This window comes from Sphingomonas sp. LHG3406-1, assembly GCF_029637485.1.
Taxonomy (GTDB): domain Bacteria; phylum Pseudomonadota; class Alphaproteobacteria; order Sphingomonadales; family Sphingomonadaceae; genus Sphingomicrobium.
This window is the reverse complement of sequence record NZ_CP069128.1, coordinates 2,065,064-2,083,059: the sequence shown is the minus strand read 5'-3', so window position 1 is coordinate 2,083,059 and position 17,996 is coordinate 2,065,064. Positions and strand designations below refer to the sequence as shown.

Sequence of the window (17,996 nt, the reverse complement as noted above, 5' to 3'; positions counted from 1 at the left end):
CCTAGGTGCGGGTCGCCCCCGGCTGCCACAGCACGTCGCCGCCCTCGCCCGCCGCGACGTGGCGCGCAGTCACGAACAGATGGTCCGACAACCGGTTCAGATAGGCGAGCACCTGCGGGTTGATCGCCTCTTCCGCCGCCAGCGCCACCGTCCACCGCTCGGCCCGCCGCACGGTTGCCCGGGCGAGGTGAAGCGCCGCCACTGCCCGCGAGCCACCCGGCAGGATGAAGCTCGTCAGCGGCGTCAGCGCCTCGTTCATCGAGTCCATCTCGCGCTCGAGCCGCTCGACCTGGCTCGCGAGGATGCGAAGCGCTCCCTCCATCTCACCGGGGGTCGCAAGGTCGGCACCGAGGTCGAATAATTCATTCTGCACCCGCCCGAGCGCTGCCTTCGCCTCGCCGTCCAGGTCGGCGACGGCAAGCCCGATCGCGCTGTTGGCCTCGTCCACCTCGCCGATGGCATGCATCCGCGCCGAAGCCTTGCTGACCCGGCTGCCGTCGACCAGCCCGCTGGTTCCGGCGTCGCCGGTGCGGGTGTAGATCCTGTTGAGCTTGACCAGCGGATCAGCTCCCAGCGCTGGCGAGCATCAGGATGGCGGCGGCGATGAAGATGGCGATGCCCTGGTAGAGCACGCGCTTGCGCATCCACTGCTGCTGCTGTTCCTGGTTGCCGACTTTGCCCGAAGCCATGGCGAGAACCCCGCGGACGAGGACGTAGGCGGTCGCTGCCATGGCGACCACCAGCGCGATGATGAGGAGCGTGTTCATGATGCCTCCTATCTAATGCCCCGACAGGCGATAACCAGTAGGCAGGAAGCCCGTGGTTAGTTGCTCCGCCAGCGCCCGCCCGTCCACGCCCGCCTCGCGCATCGCGGACAGGGTCGGCGCCTGATCCCTTTTGGCCAGCCGGCGGCCGTCCTCATGGGTGACGAGCGGATGATGAACATAGGTCGGCTCGGCGAGATCGAGCAGTGTCTGCAGCAGCCGCTGGATCGGCGTGGACGGCCTCAGGTCCTCGCCCCGCACCACATGGGTGACGCCGCTCGCCGAATCGTCGATCACGCAGGCGAGATGATAGGACGAAGGCGCGTCCTTGCGGGCGAGGATCGCGTCCCCGATCATCTCGACCCTTGCCTCGAATAATCGTCCGTCCTGCTCGCGCCAGCACGGCAGGCCGCCCGCCGCCTCGACCGCCCTGGCTGAATCTAGCCGCCAGCTGTGCGGTACTCTCGCCCGCCGCTCGGGATCGTCCTTCAGTCCTCGGCACGTGCCCGGATAGGCGCTCCCCGCGTCCCCATGCGGCGCGGTCAACGATGCGGCGATGTCGGCGCGGGTGCAGAAGCAGGGATAGACCAGGCCCTGCTCCTTCAGCCGCTCCAGCGCCTCGGCATAGAGGTGCGTGCGCCCGGACTGGACGATCGGCGCGCCGTCATGCGCGAGCCCGAGCCAGGCGAGATCCTCCATGATCCCGTCGACAAACTCGGGCCGCGCCCGGCCGGGATCGAGGTCCTCGATCCGCAGCAGCCAGCGCGTTCCCAGTTTCCGCCCCAGCACGGCACTATAGGCATGCCCAAGGTGCAGCCGACCGGTCGGCGAGGGAGCGAATCGCGTGATCATTTCGTTCGGCAAAGACTCTTGACCGCGATTCCGCAACTTGCGATTCATGAGGGCGTCACATCGGCTTGGCATCCGGTGGGCACAAGGGAAGCGGCCGAAGACGGTCTCTCCTCCTTGCGTGCGACGAGGCCGGAGGGGCGCGTTCGGCAGGACCGAACGGAGACCGCGCGCTCGTGTATCATCCCGAACTCATTCGCCACCCAGACTCTTGTCCGGCGCTGGTGCTCAACGCCGACTACACGCCCCTCTCCTACTATCCGCTGAGCCTGTGGCCGTGGCAGACGGCGGTCAAGGCGATGTTCCTCGAACGGGTGGACGTCATCGCGCACTACGACCGCGAGGTGCACAGCCCCAATCACACGCTCAAGCTGCCGAGCGTCATCGCGCTTCGCCAGTTCGTTCGGCCGAGCGAGCATCCGGCCTTTACCCGCTTCAACCTGTTCCTTCGCGACCGCTTCCGCTGCGTCTATTGCGGGTCGCACCGGGAACTGACCTTCGACCATGTCATTCCCCGTGCCCAGGGCGGACGGACAACATGGGAGAATGTTGCCACGGCCTGCGCGCCCTGCAACCTCCGCAAGGGCGGCCGAACCCCGCGCCAGGCGGGCATGAGCATTGCCCGCTGGCCCGAGCGCCCGACCAGCTGGCAACTCCAGGACCATGGCCGCGCCTTTCCGCCGGGCTACCTCCACGAAAGCTGGCGGGACTATCTCTACTGGGACGTCGAGCTGGAGGCTTAGCGCCGCGGCATCAAAGCACGGGATCGCGACCACGAGAGCTTTGCAACGGGGCCGGGCGGAACCAACGATTAGCGCCCCCCCACTTCCTAACGTCTCGTTAACCATTTGGAACGAGACTGGGCGCATGTCCCCGTCCGCTTTCCCAAGGCCGCGCGCGCGGCTGCTCGTCGTCACCCCCAATCGCGGGCATCTCGCGGTGCTGGCGAAGCGGCTGGGCGCAGAAGGCTACGGCATCGCCACCGCCGCCGACGGCTCTGGCGCGCTCGGCGAACTTCACCGCCGCCCGATCGACCTCCTGCTCGCCGAACTCGTCATGGGACCGATGAGCGGCGCCGAGCTGACTGGCGCCATCCGCGAGTCCGAGCCTTTCTCCCTTCTTCCCGTCATGCTGCTCGCCGGCCGCTCCGAACCGGACCCGGCCGTCCGCGCCTATGCCGCGGGCGCAGACGACGTCCTGCTCAAGCCCTTCCACTTCGAACTGCTGGTCGCCCGGATCGAGCGCCGCCTCGCCGCCGCCCGCCACATCGCCGCCCTCCGCGCCGACCGCGACGCCATGGATGCGCGCGCCGCGATGAAGGCGATCGAGATCGGCGAACTCAAGGACCGCATGTACGCGCTCGAGGCCGAGCGCCGGCGGCTGAGCGTCTAGAGCCCGGCGAGCGCTTCCCGCACCGCTGGCGCCAGGTCGTCGCGCTGCATGGCGAGCTTGAGCGTCGCCAGCACGTAGCCGGCCTTGTCGCCGCAATCGTGGCGCACCGCATCGACCTTCACCGCATGGAAGGGCTGGCGTCCGATCAGCTTGGCCATGGCGTCGGTCAGCTGGATCTCGCCGCCCGCGCCCGGCTCCTGTTCGTCGAGCACCTGCATCACTTCGGGCTGCAGGATGTAACGGCCGATCACCCCCAGCAGCGACGGGGCCACCTCGGGCTTCGGCTTCTCGACCAGCCCCGTTACTTCCGTGAGGTTGCCGTCGCTCGCGCCCGGCGTGACGATGCCATAGCTCGCCGTCTTCTCCGGCGCGACTTCCTCGGCGCAGACGATGTTGCCGCCGACCTTGTTGTAGGCTTCCACCATCTGGGCCAGCGCACCCGGACTCCCGGCCATCAGGTCGTCCGGAAGAAGCACCGCAAATGGTTCATCGCCGACCACGTGCCGCGCGCACCAGACCGCATGGCCGAGGCCCAATGGCTGCTGCTGGCGGACGCTGATCAGCTCGCCATAATCGGCGCGGGAAAGCTCCAGCACCTCCAGGCTCTTGCCCTTGGCGCGCATGGTCGTCTCGAGCTCGAATGAGACGTCGAAATAATCGACCAGGCTCGACTTGCCCCGGCCGGTGACGAAGATCAGCTGCTCGATTCCGGCCTCGCGCGCTTCGTCCACCGCATATTGGATCAGCGGACGGTCGATCACCGTCAGCATCTCCTTGGGCATGGTCTTGGTCGCGGGCAGCAACCGGGTGCCGAGCCCCGCGACGGGGAAGACGGCTTTGCGGACGGGCTTGAAGCTTGAAATCACCGGGGCTCCTGAACTCGGGTTTGATCGTCGTTCGGGGTAGCGCTGCTGTCGCCTTCCGGTTCCGGCGCGGCGTCGGCACCGCTCGGCGGCGGCAGGTCGAACCGGTCGGGACGGCGCGGTTCGGACCGGCGCAGGATCTCGTCGACGCGCACCGGCCGGGCGATCGGCGGCGGCGTCATCAGCTCCTCGGGCGTCGGGGTCGCGCGGGCGAGCGCCGGCTTGACCGGAAGCGACTGGCCGGGCGGCGGCCTGAGGTCACCGACCCGCCCGCATCCGGCGAGCGCAAGGCCGAGCACCACCGCAATGGGCCAAAGCCCAAGCTTGTGCGGCTGGCCGTTCGGCGCCAAGCGCTCTCCCATGCGTGCTCTCATCCTTGCCGCCGCGCTGGCGGCGTTGCTGACCGCCGGCTGCGATAGGCAAAGCGGCACCCAAAGCCAAGCCGGCGGCACCGAAGCCGCGCGTCCCGGCGGCCCGGGCCTTGATCGCAGCCAGGCCGGCAAGGCCATGCCGGACACCCCGATCCGCGACGGTGACGGCGAGGAGACCAGCCTGTCCGCCATCGCCGCCGGCAAGCCGCTGCTGGTCAATCTCTGGGCCACCTGGTGCGCGCCCTGCGTCAAGGAGCTGCCGACCCTCGACGCGCTGGCCGATCGTCCCGGCGCGCCGCAGGTGATGGCCCTCAGCCAGGACACCAGCGCCCCCGAGCAGGTCCGCGCCTTCCTCGCCGAGCGCAAGATCGGCCTCGAAGCCTATCAGGATGCCGAGATGGCCGTGTCGAGTGCGCTCGGCAGCCAGATCCTTCCCACCACCATCCTCTTCGGCTCGGACGGCAAGGAGATCTGGCGCTACACCGGCGACCTCGACTGGTCCGGCGCCAAGGCGGCTGGGTTGCTCGGCGAAGCGCGCTGACCCGGCGCGCGCATTAACCTCGAAAAGCGACGAGGAGCAGCAGCAAACGTCCGGTTTTGCTGGATTCCCTTCTTAAGCCCGGTCACACTCGATCCATGTTTCGAGGGGGTGAATCGCCGTGGAAATGCTGCTGAGCCCGGCCAATGCGCCGTTCGCGGTGGCGCTGGTGCTGATGATCCTCATCGGCCTCGTCGAGGCGATCGGCCTCGGCCTGGGCAGCGTCGACGTGGATGCCTCGCTCCACGCGGAAGGTGATTTCCTCGGCTGGCTCGGGATCGGCCAAGTCCCGCTCCTCATCCTGCTCATCCTCTTCCTCGGCCTGTTCGCAATGGTCGGCTTCGCGCTCCAGCAGCTCGCCGGCGGCCTGCTCGGCGCACCGCTCTCGCCCTGGCTCGCAGGACCCGCCGCCGCCGCGCTCGGCCTGCCGCTGCTCGGCATCACCGCCCGCGGTGCCGCCCGCATCCTGCCCCGCGACGAGACCACCGCCATCCTGCGCGACAGCCTGATCGGCAAGCGCGCCACGGTGACCGTCGGAATCGCTCGTCTCGGCTCGCCCGCCCGTGCTCGGGTCATCGATCAGCACGGCCAGCCGCACTTCGTCATGGTCGAGCCGACCGACGAACGAACGGCGGCCGGCGAAGGCCAGGTGCTGCTGCTGGTCCGCCGCGAAGGCGACATCTTCATCGGCCTCGCCGAAGGCGAGGAACTGCAACTCGACATCGACGATCGGATGCTCGGCCGTCGTCTCACTACAGGGGGACTTTCGTGACCGCTTACCTCGACATGGCCGTCCCGGCCGCAATCATCCTCGTCGCGCTGCTGACGATCGGCTTTATCCTCACCCGCCTCTACAAGCGGGCATCGAAGGAAATCGGCTTCGTCCGCACCGGCTTTGGCGGCGAGAAGGTCGTCATGAACGGCGGCGCTTTGGTGCTCCCGGTCCTCCACGAAACCATGCCGGTCAACCTCAACACCGTCCGCCTCGCGGTCGAGCGCAAGAACAGCGACGCTCTCATCACCCTCGACCGCCTGCGGATCGACGTGAAGGCGGAATTTTACGTCCGCGTCCGGCCCGACGCCGAGAGCATCGCCATTGCCGCCCAGACCCTTGGCCAGCGGACCATGCATCCCGACAGCCTGAAGGAGCTGATCGAGGGCAAGTTCGTCGACGCCCTCCGCTCGGTCGCCGCTGGCATGACCATGGCCCAGCTCCACGAACAACGCGCCGAATTTGTCCAGAAGGTGCAGCAGGTCAGTGCCGCCGATCTGGCGATGAACGGCCTCGAACTTGAATCCGTGTCGCTGACCGGCCTCGACCAGACCTCGATCGAGCATTTCAACGCCAACAATGCCTTCGACGCCGAGGGCCTGACCAAGCTCACCGAGCAGATCGAGCTGCGCAAGAAAGCCCGCAACGACATCGAGCAGGAGACCCGCGTCCAGATCGAGGCCAAGAACCTCGACGCCGAACGCCGCAGCCTGGAGATCAGCCGTGACGGTGAATTCGCCAGGCTCGAGCAGGAGCGTGAAGTGGAGGTCCGCCGCGCCGCCCAAATGGCTGAAGTGGCTCAGGAGCAGGCGGTTCGCAGCCGCGAGGCCGAGCAGGCCAGGATCGAGGCCAAGCAGAAGACCGACAGCGCTCAGATCGAGGCCAACCGCCTGATCGAGCAGGCCAAGATCGCGCAGGTCCAGGCCGTCGAGATTGCCCGCCAGGAGCAGCAGATCGCAGTTCAGAACAAGAGCCGGGAGGAGAGCCAGGCCAAGGCCGAGGCCGACAAGGCCCGTGCCGAAGCCGTCGCCGCCGAGGAACGCGTCGGCACCGCCCGCGAGACCGAAGTCGCCGAGCGCCAGAAGCGGATCGAGCTGATCGATGCCAGCCGCGAGGCCGAGCGCGCCGCCATCGCCATCAAGGTCCAGGCCGAAGCCGACAAGCAGGCGGCCGCCGACCGCGCCGAAGCCCTCCGCCTCGCCGCCCAGGGCGAAGCCGAGTCGGAGAAGCTGCGCGCCGAGGCCGCCCGGGTTCGCTTCGAAGTCGAGGCCGCCGGCCAGCGCGCCGTCAACGAAGCTGCCAACCTGCTCTCCTCTGACCAGATTTCACTGCAGACCAAGCTGGCCCTGCTCAAGGTCCTGCCGGAAGTGGTGCGCGAAGCGGCCAAGCCGATGGAGGCGATCGACTCGATCAAGATCATCCAGGTCGACGGCCTCAACGGTGGCGGCGGCGGCGCGGGCGGCGGCGGCGCGACCATGGTCGACAATGGCAATCTCGCCAGCAGCGCGGTCAATGCCGCCCTCCGCTACCGTGCCCAGGCGCCGATCGTCGACGGGCTGATGAAGGAGCTCGGCTTCGACGGCCAGAGCCTCGACAACCTCGTCACCGAAGCCGGGAAGATCGGCAACCCGCCGGCGCCGACCAGCGACGAGGCATCGGCGAAGCCGGCGGAGTGATCAGGGCAGGCGGTGCCGGGCGGTCGTCCGCGCCGGCCCGCTGATGTGCCAGATGTCGCCGAAATCCTTGTGCACCAGCGGTCCCGGCCGCTCGCCGCCAACGCCCGCGACGATGTCGGGAACGGTATTGCTGTGGCCGACCACCAGCACCGTTCCCTTCGTCGCCAGCACCTGCTCGACCAGCGCCGGCGTGTCCTTCGGATCATAGACCAGCACGGCCGCCTTGTAGCGCGCGGCGGTCGGCGCCGCCGTGTCGCGTGCCCGGTCGGTTTCGCTGACGAGGATCGTCGCCGGCGGGTCCTTGGCCAGCCAGTCGGCCAGCCGAACCGCCGCCGCCCGGCCCTCCTCGGTCAGCTGCGCATTGGGCACGCCCTCGGGGGTATGGAGGTGGCGCGTCACATAGATGTTCGGCACCGGCCTGTCCGACGGCATCGTCGCGCACCCGGCCACCGCCAGCAGGCTCGAGGCGAGCAAGGCCCGAAGCATCGCACTCAGTCCCGCAGCAGTTCGTTGATGCCCGTCTTCGAGCGCGTCCGTTCGTCCACCGTCTTGACGATCACCGCACAGGCCAGCCCCGGCCCGCCGTCCTTCCCCGGCAGCGTTCCCGGAACCACCACCGAATAAGCGGGCACACGGCCATAGCTGATCGCGCCCGTCGCACGGTCGACGATCTTGGTGCTCGCCCCCAGGAACACGCCCATGCTGATGACCGAGCCGCGCTCGACCACCACGCCTTCGGCCACCTCGCTGCGGGCGCCGATGAAGCAATCGTCCTCGATGATCACCGGTCCGGCCTGCAGCGGCTCGAGCACGCCGCCGATCCCCGTCCCGCCCGAGATGTGGACGTTGCGGCCGATCTGCGCGCAGCTGCCGACCGTCGCCCAGGTGTCGACCATCGTTCCCTCGCCGACATAGGCGCCGAGGTTGACGAAGCTCGGCATCAGCACCGCGCCCGGCGCGATGTAGGCGCCGCGCCGCACGATCGCGCCCGGCACGGCGCGAAAGCCCGCGTCGGTGAAGCGCGCAGCGTCCCAGCCGTCGAACTTGCTCGGCACCTTGTCCCACCAGGGCGCACCACCGGGGCCGCCAGGGATCGCTTCCATCGCATTCAGCCGAAAGCTCAGCAGCACCGCCTTCTTCAGCCACTGGTTGACGGTCCAGCCGTCCGCCCCCGGCTCGGCGACCCGCGCCTTGCCGCTGTCGAGCAGCGCCAGCGCCTGGTCGACGGCGTCGCGCACGTCGCCGCCGGTCGTGGTTCCCACCGTGTCGCGTGCCTCCCAGGCGCGGTCGATGATGGCGGCAAGGTCGATCATTATTCCTCCAGAAGCTCGTGCAGCCATTCGGCGACGTCGGTGATCGTCAGGTCGATATGGCCGGGGTCGCAGTCGTGATTGCCGCGCTCCGAGCCATTGTCCACCCACACCGTCGTCATCCCCAGCGCCTTCGCCGGCCGCAGGTTCTGCGCCATGTCTTCCACCATGCAGGCGCGCGTCGGATCGATGCCCATGCGTGCGCACAGCAACTCATAGCCGTGGGCCTGCGGCTTCGGCCTCAGCTCGCAGGCGTGGATGTCGTGCAGATGCTCGAACTGGTCGTGGATTCCGATTCGCTCCAGCACCCGCCGGGCGTAGGGCGCGTCGCCATTGGTGAAGACGAACTTGCGTCCCGGCAGCCTGCCCAGCCCCCGCGCCAGCCGCTCGTTCGCTCCGACTCGGTCGAGCGCAATAGCGTGGACGTCGTCAAGGAAGTCGTGGGGATCGACCCCATGCTCCTTCATCAGCCCGGCCAGCGTCGTCCCATGGGTATGGAAATGATGCTTCTGGATCCGCCGCGCCTCCTCCGCTTCCACGCCCAGCAGGCGCTGGATGTAGGCGCCCATCCGCTCGTCGATCAGCGCGAACAGTCCGGTCGAGGCCGGATAAAGGCAGTTGTCGAGATCGAAGATCCAGCTCTCGACATGGCCGAAGCGCGCCTGGTGCGCGGGAGAGATCGGGAAACCAGCCATAGGCGCGGTTCCTAGCGTCGGATCCGTCTCTCAGCAAAACGAAAGCTTTTGTTAAGCATATTCTGCTACAAGAAAAGTCGTTCAATCTTAGTCAGTTGCGTCTTTATCGGGAAGGTCGACGAACAATGCGCAAGGCGCTGCTTGGAACATCCGCAAGCCTCGTGATGCTGAGCCTGTCCGCCTGCGGTGGCGGCGGTGGCGGCGGCAGCGTCGGCTCAACTCCGCCGCCCCCGACCAGCGCCACCCCGGCTCCGGCGCCCACGCCCGCGCCGACGCCAACCCCGTCGCCCACTCCGACTCCGACCCCGGCTCCGCCGCCGGTCACCACGGTCAACTACAACACGCCCGAGTACAGCTACTCGAACGCGGCGGTCGCCTCGGGTGCGATCGCGGCCTACAACAAGGGCGCCACCGGCCAGGGCATCAAGGTCGGCGTGATCGACAGCGGCATCAATACGACCCTGTCGGAGTTCGCAGGCCGGATCGATTCGGCCAGCCGCGACGTCACCACCGGCGGACGGTCGATGGGCGACGACAAGGGCCACGGCACCGCCGTCGCCGGAGTCATCGCCGCCAACAATGACGGCAACTACATGCATGGGGTCGCCTTCGACTCGACCATCATCGCCCTTCGTGCCGACACGCCTGGCAGCTGCACCGACACGGAAGGAGACGGCTGCTCCTTCGCCGACTCGAGCATCGCGCGCGGCGTCGATGCGGCGGTCGCCGCCGGAGCGCGGGTCATCAACATGTCGCTCGGTGGCTCGGCCCCGGGCTCGACCCTCATCGCGGCCCTCCAGCGTGCCGTGAACAAGGGCGTGGTGATCGTCATTTCCGCCGGCAATGACGGCGACAAGCCCGAGGGCGTGAACGCCGATCCTTTCGCCGCCGTGCCCGCCGGCTACTTCCCGGGTCAGGTGATCATCGCCGGCTCGGTCGGTTCGATGAGCGGCGGGTCGACCGTCGGCCTCGACCAGCTCTCCTCCTTCAGCAATCGCGCCGGCACCGCCGCCAGCAACTATCTGGCGGCGATTGGCTCCGGCGTGCGGACGGTCGACAAGGACGGCGCCTGGACCCGCTGGAGCGGCACCAGCTTCGCCGCCCCGACCGTCAGCGGCGCCGTCGCCCTCCTCGCCTCGGCCTTTCCCAATCTCACCGGCGCGCAGATCGTCGACATCCTCTTCCGCAGCGCCGACGACCTCGGCGTGGCAGGCACCGACAGCATCTTCGGCCGCGGCCGGCTCAACGTCACCCGCGCCATGCAGCCGATCGGGTCCATGACCCTTGCCGGCAGCGGCGAGCCCATCACCGGGTCGTCGAGTGCACCGCCCGCCTCCGGCGATGCCCCGCCGGTCGGCGGGAACGGCCTCGGCGCGATCGTCCTCGACGGCTATTCGCGCGCGTTCGCGGTCGATCTCGCGCGCGGCATCCGCAGCGCCCCGCGCACCGAGCCGCTGCACCGGGCGCTCGGCGGCTCGATCCAGGTCGCCGGCGGCCAGGCCGGCCCCGTCAGCATCGCCATGACCGTCGCCGAGAATCGCAACGGCGCCGGCTTCTCCCTCCGCCAGACCGGGATCGGCCCCGAGGACATGCGCAAGGCGCGGCTGGTCGCCGGCTCGGCCGTGGCCCGGCTCGACGATCGCACCGCCATCGCGCTCGGCTTCGCCGAGGGCGCCAAGGCGATGGAGCGGCGCCTTTCGGGTGCCAATTCCGGCGCCTTCCTGGTCGCCCGCGACATTGCCGGCAATCCCGGCTTCGATGCCCGGCGCGGTGGCGCGCTCGCCGTCCGCCGCAACCTCGGACCAGTCGGAATGACCCTCTCGGGCGAGACCGGCGAGGTCTACAGCGAAATCCGCACTGGTGCCCTCGGCGCGCCCTACCGTTGGACCAGCATGTCGCTCGATCGCAGCTTCGGCCGCACCTGGCTGTCCGCCGGCCTCGGCCGCCTCGAAGAGAAACGCAGCATCCTCGGCGGCCACATGGCCGATCTCCTCGGCGGCGGCGGCGCGGGCACCAACTTCCTCGACATCGAGGCCCGCCGCGACCTCGGCCGGGGCTGGACCGCAAGCCTCAGCGCGCGCCGCGGCTGGACCAGCTTCGCCGGCGGCAGCTTCACCAGCGGAGCCTATGGCTTTGACCTCGCCAAGACCGGGCTGCTCACCGGCGACGACCTGTTCGGCCTGCGCCTGTCGCAGCCGCTTCGGATCGACGGCGGCGGCTTCGCGGTCAGCCTGCCGACCTCCTACGATTATGGCACGCTGACCCCCGGCTACAGCATCGTCCGCTCCAGCCTCGTCCCGCGCGGCCGCGAGGTCGACGCGGAACTGAGCTACCAGCGCCGCATGCTCGCCACCGGCTGGCTCGGCGGCAACCTGTTCGTCCGCCGCCAGCCCGGCCACATCGCCGCCGCAGATGCCGACGTCGGTGGCGCCGTACGCTTCAGCCTCGGCTTCTAAGCCCCGCCCTCTTCATGGAAGCAAAGGCGTCGTCCCCAGCGGACGGCGCCTTTTGCATTTGCACCTGCCGTCACCCTGCTGTATTATGTCCGCAACACAGCCAGGGGAGACCATATGCGCCATCACCTTCTCGCCGCCGCCAGCCTCGTCGTCGCAAGCCTGGCCGGCTGCTCCGAAAGCCAGGCGGAAACGGGCCCCAGCGTCAGCCGCAACTTCCCGGTTCCCGACTTCGACAAGCTGGCCGTCGCCGGCCCGTTCGACGTCACCGTTGCGACCGGCAAGGCAGCGTCGGTTGCCGCCTCGGGCGAGCAGAAGCTGATCGACGCCATGGAAGTCGTCGTCGAGAACGGCACGCTCAAGATCCGGCCCATGTCCAAGGGCATGATGCGTGGCTTCAGCTGGAACGGCCAGAGTGCCAGGGTGACCATCACCGTGCCTTCGCTCCAGAAGGCCGAACTGGCCGGCTCCGGCGACCTCGCCATCGACCGCATCACCGGCGACAGCTTTGAAGCCGGCGTCGCTGGATCGGGCGACCTCAGGCTTGGCGACGTCGCGGTCAAGCAGCTCAAGATCGGGCTCGCCGGCTCGGGCGACGCCAGTGCACGCGGCCGCGCCGACAATCTCGAGATCGGCGTCGCGGGCTCGGGCGACGTCGACGCGTCGAGCCTGACGGCGGTCCGCGCCAAGCTCGGCGTCGCCGGCAGCGGCGACCTGCGCGCCCGAGTCACCGGCGAGGCCGAGGCCAGCGTCGCGGGATCGGGCAACATCGATGTCAGCGGCGGCGCCCGCTGCACGACCAGCAAGCGCGGCAGCGGCGAGGTCCGCTGCAGCTGAGCCGAGCCTTGAGGCGCTGTTAACCATTCTGGGGCGAGGATGAGCGTCATGACACGCTTCCTCGCCCTCTTCCTGCTCGCCGCGACGACTCCGGTCGCCGCCGCAGGGCTGCCCCGCAACTATAGCGTGACCAGCTTCGACCGGGTCCGGGTGGAAGCGCCCTATGCGGTCACGCTGACGACGGGCAAGGCACCATCGGCCCGCGCCGAGGGGCAGGCCTCCGCGATCGATGCCATCGATCTGAGGGTCGAAGGTCGCACCCTCATCGTCCGCCGGCGCAGCGGCTTTGGCTATGAAGGCAGCGGAAGCCCGGTCCGAATCGCCGTCTCGACGCCCGACCTCAAGAGCGCGCTGCTGGTCGGCGCCGGAAGCCTGTCGATCGACCGGATGAGTGGTCTTTCGATCGATCTCGCCATGCAGGGGTCGGGCACGCTCAGCGTGGGCGCGGTCACCGCCGACCGGGTCAGCGCCACCGCCCAGGGCACCGGCAGTCTCTCGCTCGCCGGCCGGACCAAGTCCGCCAATTACCTGACGCGCGGCCTCGCCTCCCTTGCCGCCGGCAGCCTCGCCGCCGACGAACTCATCCTCGCCACCGACGGCGCGGGCGCAGTCCGGGTCGCCGCGCGCGACCGGGCCACCATCACCGCTTCGGGCACCGTCCAGGTGCAGGTCGACGGCAATCCCGCCTGTATCGTCAAGGCGAGCGGCTCGGTCACCGTCAGCGGCTGCCGCAGCGTCCGCTAGACCAGCGCCAGCGCAGCCAGCCGGCCGTACAGCCGCGGCGGAAGCAGGCTCAGTCCGCTGTCGTCATTGTCGCCGGGCTTGGGCGCATCCTCATGGGACAGATAGCGCCAGCCCTGGTGCGCCCGCTTCGGAGTCGCCGCGACAGGCTGAAGCCGCTCTGAGCAGACGATGTCCAGCCGCCCATCCGGCCGGTCGTCGAAGCGCAGGATCGCCGTGCAGGCGACCAGCCGGTGCTTGACGATCCAGTAGAGCGCCCCGCCCTCCAGGATCTCGGCCATCCGCTTGGGCCGCATGCGGGTCACGATCCTGACCTCGCCGCCCTCGCCACGCGTCGCCCAGCGCCGCTCGAGCGACGGCAGGTCGGAACAGCCCATGGCGACTTTGGTGAGATGTAGCGGCACCCGGATTATCTAGCGCTCGCAGCGACTTGCGCCAAGTAGCCCTTAGCCCGTGAGGCCCGCCGCCGTGGCCATGCCGAGGAACAGCAGGAAGCCCATCGAGTCGGTAACCATGGTGACGAAGATGCTGCTCGCCACCGCCGGGTCGGCGCCCCAGCGCTCCAAGGTCAGCGGCACCAGCACGCCCGCCGCGCCGGCGATCAGCACGTTGAACAGCATGGCCGCCGCGATCACCCCGCCGAGCTGGGCCGATCCCAGGATCAGGGTCACCGCGATGCCGACCACGGTCGCCACCGTCAGCCCGTTCATCAGCGCCACCCGCATCTCGCGCCCGACCGCTCGCCAGCGGTTGGAGCCCGTCAGCTGGTTGGTCGCCAGCGCGCGCACCGTCACCGCCAGCGTCTGCGTGCCCGCATTGCCGCCGACCCCTGCCACGATCGGCATCAGCGCCGCGAGGATCGCCAGCCGCTCGATCGAATCCTCGAACAGGCGGATGATGGTGGACGCCAGCAGGGCCGTCAGCAGGTTGGCGATCAGCCAGCGGACGCGCGCCTTGTAGCTCTCGAGCACCGGCTCGTTGATGTCGCCCTCCCCGGCACCGGACAGCAAGAGCACGTCCTCGCTCGCCTCGGCCTGGATGATGTGGACGATGTCGTCGACGGTAATCATGCCGACCAGCCGCCCGCTCGCGTCGACCACGGCGGCGGAGACAAGCGCATATTTCTGGAAGCGCAGCGCCACGTCTTCCTGGTCCATGTCGACCGGGATGAGCGTCTGCTCCTCGATCATGATGTCCGCCACCTTCGTCGCTCGGGGCGAGCGGAGGATGGTCGACAGCTTGCAGGTCCCGACCGGATGATGGACCGGTGAGACGACGAACACTTCCCAGAAGTCGTTGGCGAGCTCGTCTTCGGAGCGGAGATAGTCGATCACCTGGCCGACATTCCAATGCGCCGGCACCGCGATCAGGTCGCGCTGCATCAGCCGCCCGGCGGTCTCCTCGCCGTAGGTGAGCGCTTCCTCGATGGCCGCCCGGTCGTCCGGCTCCATCGCCCGCAGCACGGCGCGCTGTTCGTCCTCCTCGAGGTCCTCGATGATCGCGACCGCGTCGTCGGTGTCGAGCTCGCCGGCGATCTCCGCCACCCGCTCCGGCGCCATCTCCGAAATCAGGATCTCGCGGACATGCTCGTTCAGCTCGGCGAGCACGTCCGCGTCGACCAGCTCGGCCAGCGCCGCGACCAGCCCCTCGCGTTCGTCGGCACGGGCGAGTTCGATGAGGTCGGCGACGTCGGCCGGGTGAAGCGGCTCGACCAGCGCCCGCGCGGTCTCGGCATCGCCCTCGTCCACCGCATCGAGCACCCGCTCGACGAAATCGGGGCGGAGCCGGTCCTCGGCGTCCATCACCTCGGCCTCAGGCTCCTCCGCTACCGTCCCGGAGGCGGGCAGCAGTTCGGCATCAAGCGGTTCGCGCTCGCTCATGCTGCTCCTCCTGTCGACGTTGCTGGTGTGGCCCGGCCGCTCCCTGTCACGGACCGCCGGGCTTGTCACCCCTTCGGAGGATCACACCGACTTCCGCATCGCCCCTCAGGCTGGCGCTTGCCGCCGCCAGTCCCTAAGTGCCCCGCCGAACCTCCAAGCCAAAGGAACATGCGCATGGCCGACCAGCCCCAGACCCTGACCCTCACCCTGTCGAGCGGCGGCGACGTCGTCATCCGCCTTCGCCCCGACCTGGCCCCCGGCCACGTCCAGCGCATCACCGAGCTCGCCGGCGAAGGCTTCTACGACGGCGTGCCCTTCCACCGGGTGATCCCCGGCTTCATGGCGCAGGGCGGCGACGGTGGTCGCGGCGACGGCACCGGCGGCTCGTCCAAGCCCGACCTCAAGGCCGAATTCAACGCGGAGCCGCACGTCCGCGGCACCTGCTCGATGGCGCGCACCAACCAGCCGAACAGCGCCAACAGCCAGTTCTTCATCTGCTTCGACGACGCCCGCTTCCTCGACCGCCAGTATACCGTCTGGGGCCAGGTCGAGAGCGGCATGGAGCATGTCGACGCCCTCCCCGTCGGCGAACCCCCGCGCGAGCCGGGTCGCATCGTCAAGGCGACCGTCGCTTAAGTGGCCACGATTGCGGGCGCGGCCAGCCGCATCGGCTGCGCCCGCCCGTAGGTCAGGCTCCGCCACAGCCACTCCATCGGGCCGAAGCGCCAGCGCGCCAGCCACCAGCCGCTTGACGCCACCTGGAAGGCGAAGATCGCCGCCGTGAACGGGATGACGAAGGCGAGGCCGAAGACATTGCCAAGCGCCAGCCCAGCGCCGGTGAACAGCAAGATCTGGATCAGCGACTGCGACAGATAATTAGTCAGCGCCATGCGCCCGGCCGGCGCCGGCCAGGCGAGCAGGCGCTGCCAGCCGTCGTTCCACAGCAGGCAGAAGCCCGCCGCATAGCCCAGCGCCAGCGTCGGCGTTGACAGGCAGTAGAGCGCTTCCTCGACGAAATTCAGCGTGCCATCGTCCCCCGCCACCATGCCCAGGACCGCCCTCGCGAACGACAGCGGCAGCCCGATGCCGATGCCGAACCTCATGGTTCGGGCCAGCAGTGGTCTGGTCTCCGGCGTCGCCGCGAACAGGGCCCGCCGCCCGACCCACAATCCGATCAGGAACATGCCCAGCACCTTGGTGAAGCGCATCTGATAGGTGAGGTCGCCAAGGCGCAGCAGCACCTCCGCCGGCTTGATCGCCAGCTGCTCGCGATAGTTGGCCCCGTTGAACCAGGTCGCTGCGCTGATGTTGAGGTCGACCCCGTTTGTAGTCAGGCCCCGCATCGCCGCCCCGTAGATCGGCTGGGCCGCGTTGAGCCCCGCAAGATGGATCAGCGCCGACCAGCCGATCGGTACGGCCCACATCACGACCGCCCAGCGAAGCAGCGCCCGGTCGCTCGTCCGGCGGAACAGCAGCAGCAGCCCGCCCATCAGCGCATAGAGCGCGAGTATGTCCCCCATCCACAGCAGGAACAAGTGCGCCAGCCCGATCAGCAACAGCACCGCCAGCCGCCGGACGTAGCGCGGCACGCCCTCCCCGCGCTGCTCGAGCCGGGCGAGCTGGACCGCGAAGCCGATCCCGAACAGCAGCGAGAACAGCGAGTAGAACTTTCCGACGACCAGCCACTGGATCAGCAGCTCGGCGGCATCGTCCAGCTGGCTGCCGAGGGCCGCCGTCCGCTCCGCTTCCGAGGCATAGCCGAAGCCGATGAACACGACCATGTTGGCCATCAGTACGCCGGCCAGCGCCCAGCCCCGCAGCGCGTCGAGGATGCCAAGCCGCTCTCCCGCGGCGACCGGCGCAGTCGCTTCCGCTTGCATCGACCTGGGCCCCCATGTCGTTTAGCGGGCCGAGTGTCTCACAACCGGCAGTCCAGCGCCAGAGGAGCCCCGATCCCATGACCAGCCCCATCGTCCTCATCACCGGCGCCTCGGCCGGAATCGGAGTCGAGTTCGCCCGCCAGCTGTCGGCGCAAGGCGCGCGGCTGGTGCTGGTCGCCCGCCGCAAGGAACGGATCGAGGCGCTCGCCGGTGAGCTCGGCAATGCCCGCGCCGTGGCGCTCGACCTTGCCGAACCCGATGCCGCCGAGCGGCTGCTGGCCGACGTCGCTGGGCATGGCGAGCATGTCGACTGCCTCGTCAACAATGCTGGCTTCGGCTTGCGCGGGCGCGTCTCCGAGCAGGACCCCAAGCGCCTGCGCCAGATGATCGATCTCAATTGCGGTGTTCTGACCGAACTTGCCCGCGGAGTCCTCCCGGCCATGATCGAGCGCGGGCGGGGCGGTATCCTCAATGTCGCTTCCACCGCCGCCTTCCAGCCCGGCCCCGGCATGGGCGTCTACTTCGCCACCAAGGCCTATGTGCTGAGCTTCACCGAAGCGCTCCACGAAGAGGTGCGCGGCACCGGCGTCCACGTCACCGCCCTCTGCCCCGGCCCGGTCGCGACCGAATTCGGAACGATTGCCGGCTTCGAGCAGAAGGTCGGTGAAACCTTTGACAAGCTTTCCGCCCAGCCCGGCCCGGTCGCTGCGGCGGGCCTCGCCGGCCTGTCCGCCAACCGGGCGATCGTCGTTCCCGGCACGATGAACAAGGTCGGCGCGCAGGGCGCCCGCTTCCTCCCCCGCGCCATCATGCGCCGGATCGCCGGCGTGCTGAAGTAGCGCATTCCGGCGAAGGCCAAAACCTCAGGCGCGGATCCGCCATACCGTCCGGCGGTTCGCGCTTGCGCCGGGACGAAGCGACGCTTGCCCTGTCCTACAGCCTTTCCGCCTGATACGATCGAAGCGTGCGCCGGAC

General features: G+C 69.0%; 21 protein-coding genes. 10 read left to right on the top strand and 11 right to left on the bottom strand.

Annotated features, from left to right (window positions below; translation table 11 throughout):
- Position 1: 1 nt before the first annotated feature.
- From JOY29_RS10150 to gluQRS, 3 genes are read right to left on the bottom strand one after another with little or no spacing between them, the layout of a single operon-like run.
- Positions 2–559, bottom strand: coding sequence for a cob(I)yrinic acid a,c-diamide adenosyltransferase (locus JOY29_RS10150; protein ID WP_300975524.1), 558 nt, complete (start codon positions 557–559; stop codon positions 2–4).
- A 4-nt stretch (positions 560–563) separates the two neighbouring features.
- Positions 564–767 (bottom strand): HIG1 domain-containing protein, encoded by a 204-nt coding sequence (locus tag JOY29_RS10145; RefSeq protein WP_300973409.1) that lies wholly within the window; start codon positions 765–767, stop codon positions 564–566.
- A 12-nt stretch (positions 768–779) separates the two neighbouring features.
- Positions 780–1,616: a tRNA glutamyl-Q(34) synthetase GluQRS gene (gene gluQRS / locus JOY29_RS10140; RefSeq protein ID WP_300973408.1), complete on the bottom strand. Its 837-nt coding sequence runs from the start codon at positions 1,614–1,616 to the stop codon at positions 780–782.
- Positions 1,617–1,789: 173 nt separating this feature from the next.
- Between gluQRS and JOY29_RS10135 the strand changes: the two genes are divergently transcribed.
- Together JOY29_RS10135 and JOY29_RS10130 are read left to right on the top strand one after the other, a co-directional pair.
- Complete coding sequence (locus JOY29_RS10135) at positions 1,790–2,356, top strand: HNH endonuclease (RefSeq protein ID WP_300973407.1); 567 nt, start codon at positions 1,790–1,792, stop codon at positions 2,354–2,356.
- Positions 2,357–2,480: 124 nt separating this feature from the next.
- Complete coding sequence (locus JOY29_RS10130) at positions 2,481–3,005, top strand: response regulator (RefSeq protein WP_300973405.1); 525 nt, start codon at positions 2,481–2,483, stop codon at positions 3,003–3,005.
- Here JOY29_RS10130 and galU read toward each other — a convergent pair.
- Both galU and JOY29_RS10120 read right to left on the bottom strand, forming a co-directional pair.
- Positions 3,002–3,871 carry a UTP--glucose-1-phosphate uridylyltransferase GalU gene (galU, locus tag JOY29_RS10125; protein WP_300973404.1) on the bottom strand — a complete coding sequence of 290 codons (870 nt, stop codon included), beginning with the start codon at positions 3,869–3,871 and terminating at the stop codon, positions 3,002–3,004. The genes JOY29_RS10130 and galU overlap by 4 nt on opposite strands.
- Positions 3,868–4,230 (bottom strand): hypothetical protein, encoded by a 363-nt coding sequence (locus JOY29_RS10120; RefSeq protein WP_367280015.1) that lies wholly within the window; start codon positions 4,228–4,230, stop codon positions 3,868–3,870. The genes galU and JOY29_RS10120 overlap by 4 nt, the downstream gene beginning before the upstream one ends.
- On the opposite strand from JOY29_RS10120, the gene JOY29_RS10115 reads away from it, so the two are divergent.
- The 3 genes from JOY29_RS10115 to JOY29_RS10105 all read left to right on the top strand — a co-directional run bounded on the left by JOY29_RS10115 (position 4,229) and on the right by JOY29_RS10105 (position 7,225).
- Entirely contained in the window at positions 4,229–4,780 is a 552-nt protein-coding gene (locus JOY29_RS10115) for a TlpA disulfide reductase family protein (protein ID WP_300973403.1), read from the top strand. The two genes, JOY29_RS10120 and JOY29_RS10115, sit on opposite strands and share 2 nt — an antisense overlap.
- Before the next feature lie 124 nt (positions 4,781–4,904).
- Entirely contained in the window at positions 4,905–5,549 is a 645-nt protein-coding gene (locus JOY29_RS10110) for an OB-fold-containig protein (protein WP_300975523.1), read from the top strand.
- Positions 5,550–5,563: 14 nt separating this feature from the next.
- Positions 5,564–7,225: a flotillin domain-containing protein gene (locus JOY29_RS10105; protein ID WP_300975522.1), complete on the top strand. Its 1,662-nt coding sequence runs from the start codon at positions 5,564–5,566 to the stop codon at positions 7,223–7,225.
- Here JOY29_RS10105 and JOY29_RS10100 read toward each other — a convergent pair whose 3' ends face one another.
- Genes JOY29_RS10100 through JOY29_RS10090 form a run of 3 tightly spaced genes read right to left on the bottom strand, consistent with a single transcriptional unit; the run spans position 7,226 to position 9,230 of the window.
- The gene (locus JOY29_RS10100) at positions 7,226–7,711 is read right to left on the bottom strand and encodes a histidine phosphatase family protein (protein WP_300973402.1); all 486 of its coding nucleotides are present in this window, start codon (positions 7,709–7,711) and stop codon (positions 7,226–7,228) included.
- Between the two features lie 5 nt (positions 7,712–7,716).
- Entirely contained in the window at positions 7,717–8,538 is an 822-nt protein-coding gene (dapD, locus tag JOY29_RS10095) for a 2,3,4,5-tetrahydropyridine-2,6-dicarboxylate N-succinyltransferase (RefSeq protein ID WP_300973401.1), read from the bottom strand.
- The gene (locus JOY29_RS10090) at positions 8,538–9,230 is read right to left on the bottom strand and encodes a pyrimidine 5'-nucleotidase (RefSeq protein ID WP_300973400.1); all 693 of its coding nucleotides are present in this window, start codon (positions 9,228–9,230) and stop codon (positions 8,538–8,540) included. Before JOY29_RS10090 ends, dapD begins: the two co-directional genes overlap by 1 nt.
- A 125-nt stretch (positions 9,231–9,355) precedes the next feature.
- On the opposite strand from JOY29_RS10090, the gene JOY29_RS10085 reads away from it, so the two are divergent.
- From JOY29_RS10085 to JOY29_RS10075, 3 genes are all read left to right on the top strand, one after another.
- Positions 9,356–11,686 (top strand): S8 family peptidase, encoded by a 2,331-nt coding sequence (locus JOY29_RS10085; protein WP_300973399.1) that lies wholly within the window; start codon positions 9,356–9,358, stop codon positions 11,684–11,686.
- 114 nt (positions 11,687–11,800) lie between these two features.
- Complete coding sequence (locus JOY29_RS10080; RefSeq protein ID WP_300973398.1) at positions 11,801–12,520, top strand: head GIN domain-containing protein; 720 nt, start codon at positions 11,801–11,803, stop codon at positions 12,518–12,520.
- Between the two features lie 48 nt (positions 12,521–12,568).
- Entirely contained in the window at positions 12,569–13,264 is a 696-nt protein-coding gene (locus JOY29_RS10075; RefSeq protein WP_300973397.1) for a DUF2807 domain-containing protein, read from the top strand.
- Here the strand turns inward: JOY29_RS10075 and JOY29_RS10070 are convergent.
- Positions 13,261–13,665 (bottom strand): DUF1489 family protein, encoded by a 405-nt coding sequence (locus tag JOY29_RS10070; RefSeq protein WP_300973396.1) that lies wholly within the window; start codon positions 13,663–13,665, stop codon positions 13,261–13,263. The genes JOY29_RS10075 and JOY29_RS10070 overlap by 4 nt on opposite strands.
- Before the next feature lie 42 nt (positions 13,666–13,707).
- Positions 13,708–15,063, bottom strand: a complete 1,356-nt coding sequence (mgtE, locus tag JOY29_RS10065; protein ID WP_300975521.1) for a magnesium transporter — start codon at positions 15,061–15,063, stop codon at positions 13,708–13,710.
- 252 nt (positions 15,064–15,315) lie between these two features.
- Between mgtE and JOY29_RS10060 the strand changes: the two genes are divergently transcribed.
- The gene (locus JOY29_RS10060) at positions 15,316–15,777 is read left to right on the top strand and encodes a peptidylprolyl isomerase (RefSeq protein ID WP_300973395.1); all 462 of its coding nucleotides are present in this window, start codon (positions 15,316–15,318) and stop codon (positions 15,775–15,777) included.
- Here JOY29_RS10060 and JOY29_RS10055 read toward each other — a convergent pair.
- Positions 15,774–17,021: a DUF418 domain-containing protein gene (locus JOY29_RS10055; protein WP_300973394.1), complete on the bottom strand. Its 1,248-nt coding sequence runs from the start codon at positions 17,019–17,021 to the stop codon at positions 15,774–15,776. The genes JOY29_RS10060 and JOY29_RS10055 overlap by 4 nt on opposite strands.
- A gap of 77 nt (positions 17,022–17,098) precedes the next feature.
- Between JOY29_RS10055 and JOY29_RS10050 the strand changes: the two genes are divergently transcribed.
- Entirely contained in the window at positions 17,099–17,860 is a 762-nt protein-coding gene (locus JOY29_RS10050; protein WP_300973393.1) for an SDR family oxidoreductase, read from the top strand.
- Positions 17,861–17,996: the final 136 nt, after the last annotated feature.

What these genes read in the sequence shown, in the direction of transcription:
- JOY29_RS10145 (WP_300973409.1), bottom strand. Translation starts at nt 767, where the DNA reads ATGAACACGCTCCTCATCATCGCGCTGGTGGTCGCCATGGCAGCGACC.
- mgtE (WP_300975521.1), bottom strand. Translation starts at nt 15,063, where the DNA reads ATGGACGCCGAGGACCGGCTCCGCCCCGATTTCGTCGAGCGGGTGCTC.
- JOY29_RS10050 (WP_300973393.1), top strand. Translation starts at nt 17,099, where the DNA reads ATGACCAGCCCCATCGTCCTCATCACCGGCGCCTCGGCCGGAATCGGA.
- JOY29_RS10100 (WP_300973402.1), bottom strand. Translation starts at nt 7,711, where the DNA reads ATGCTTCGGGCCTTGCTCGCCTCGAGCCTGCTGGCGGTGGCCGGGTGC.
- JOY29_RS10060 (WP_300973395.1), top strand. Translation starts at nt 15,316, where the DNA reads ATGGCCGACCAGCCCCAGACCCTGACCCTCACCCTGTCGAGCGGCGGC.
- gluQRS (WP_300973408.1), bottom strand. Translation starts at nt 1,616, where the DNA reads ATGATCACGCGATTCGCTCCCTCGCCGACCGGTCGGCTGCACCTTGGG.
- JOY29_RS10085 (WP_300973399.1), top strand. Translation starts at nt 9,356, where the DNA reads ATGCGCAAGGCGCTGCTTGGAACATCCGCAAGCCTCGTGATGCTGAGC.
- JOY29_RS10120 (WP_367280015.1), bottom strand. Translation starts at nt 4,230, where the DNA reads ATGGGAGAGCGCTTGGCGCCGAACGGCCAGCCGCACAAGCTTGGGCTT.
- JOY29_RS10130 (WP_300973405.1), top strand. Translation starts at nt 2,481, where the DNA reads ATGTCCCCGTCCGCTTTCCCAAGGCCGCGCGCGCGGCTGCTCGTCGTC.
- JOY29_RS10115 (WP_300973403.1), top strand. Translation starts at nt 4,229, where the DNA reads ATGCGTGCTCTCATCCTTGCCGCCGCGCTGGCGGCGTTGCTGACCGCC.
- JOY29_RS10075 (WP_300973397.1), top strand. Translation starts at nt 12,569, where the DNA reads ATGACACGCTTCCTCGCCCTCTTCCTGCTCGCCGCGACGACTCCGGTC.
- JOY29_RS10090 (WP_300973400.1), bottom strand. Translation starts at nt 9,230, where the DNA reads ATGGCTGGTTTCCCGATCTCTCCCGCGCACCAGGCGCGCTTCGGCCAT.
- JOY29_RS10055 (WP_300973394.1), bottom strand. Translation starts at nt 17,021, where the DNA reads ATGCAAGCGGAAGCGACTGCGCCGGTCGCCGCGGGAGAGCGGCTTGGC.
- JOY29_RS10110 (WP_300975523.1), top strand. Translation starts at nt 4,905, where the DNA reads ATGCTGCTGAGCCCGGCCAATGCGCCGTTCGCGGTGGCGCTGGTGCTG.
- dapD (WP_300973401.1), bottom strand. Translation starts at nt 8,538, where the DNA reads ATGATCGACCTTGCCGCCATCATCGACCGCGCCTGGGAGGCACGCGAC.
- JOY29_RS10105 (WP_300975522.1), top strand. Translation starts at nt 5,564, where the DNA reads ATGGCCGTCCCGGCCGCAATCATCCTCGTCGCGCTGCTGACGATCGGC.
- JOY29_RS10080 (WP_300973398.1), top strand. Translation starts at nt 11,801, where the DNA reads ATGCGCCATCACCTTCTCGCCGCCGCCAGCCTCGTCGTCGCAAGCCTG.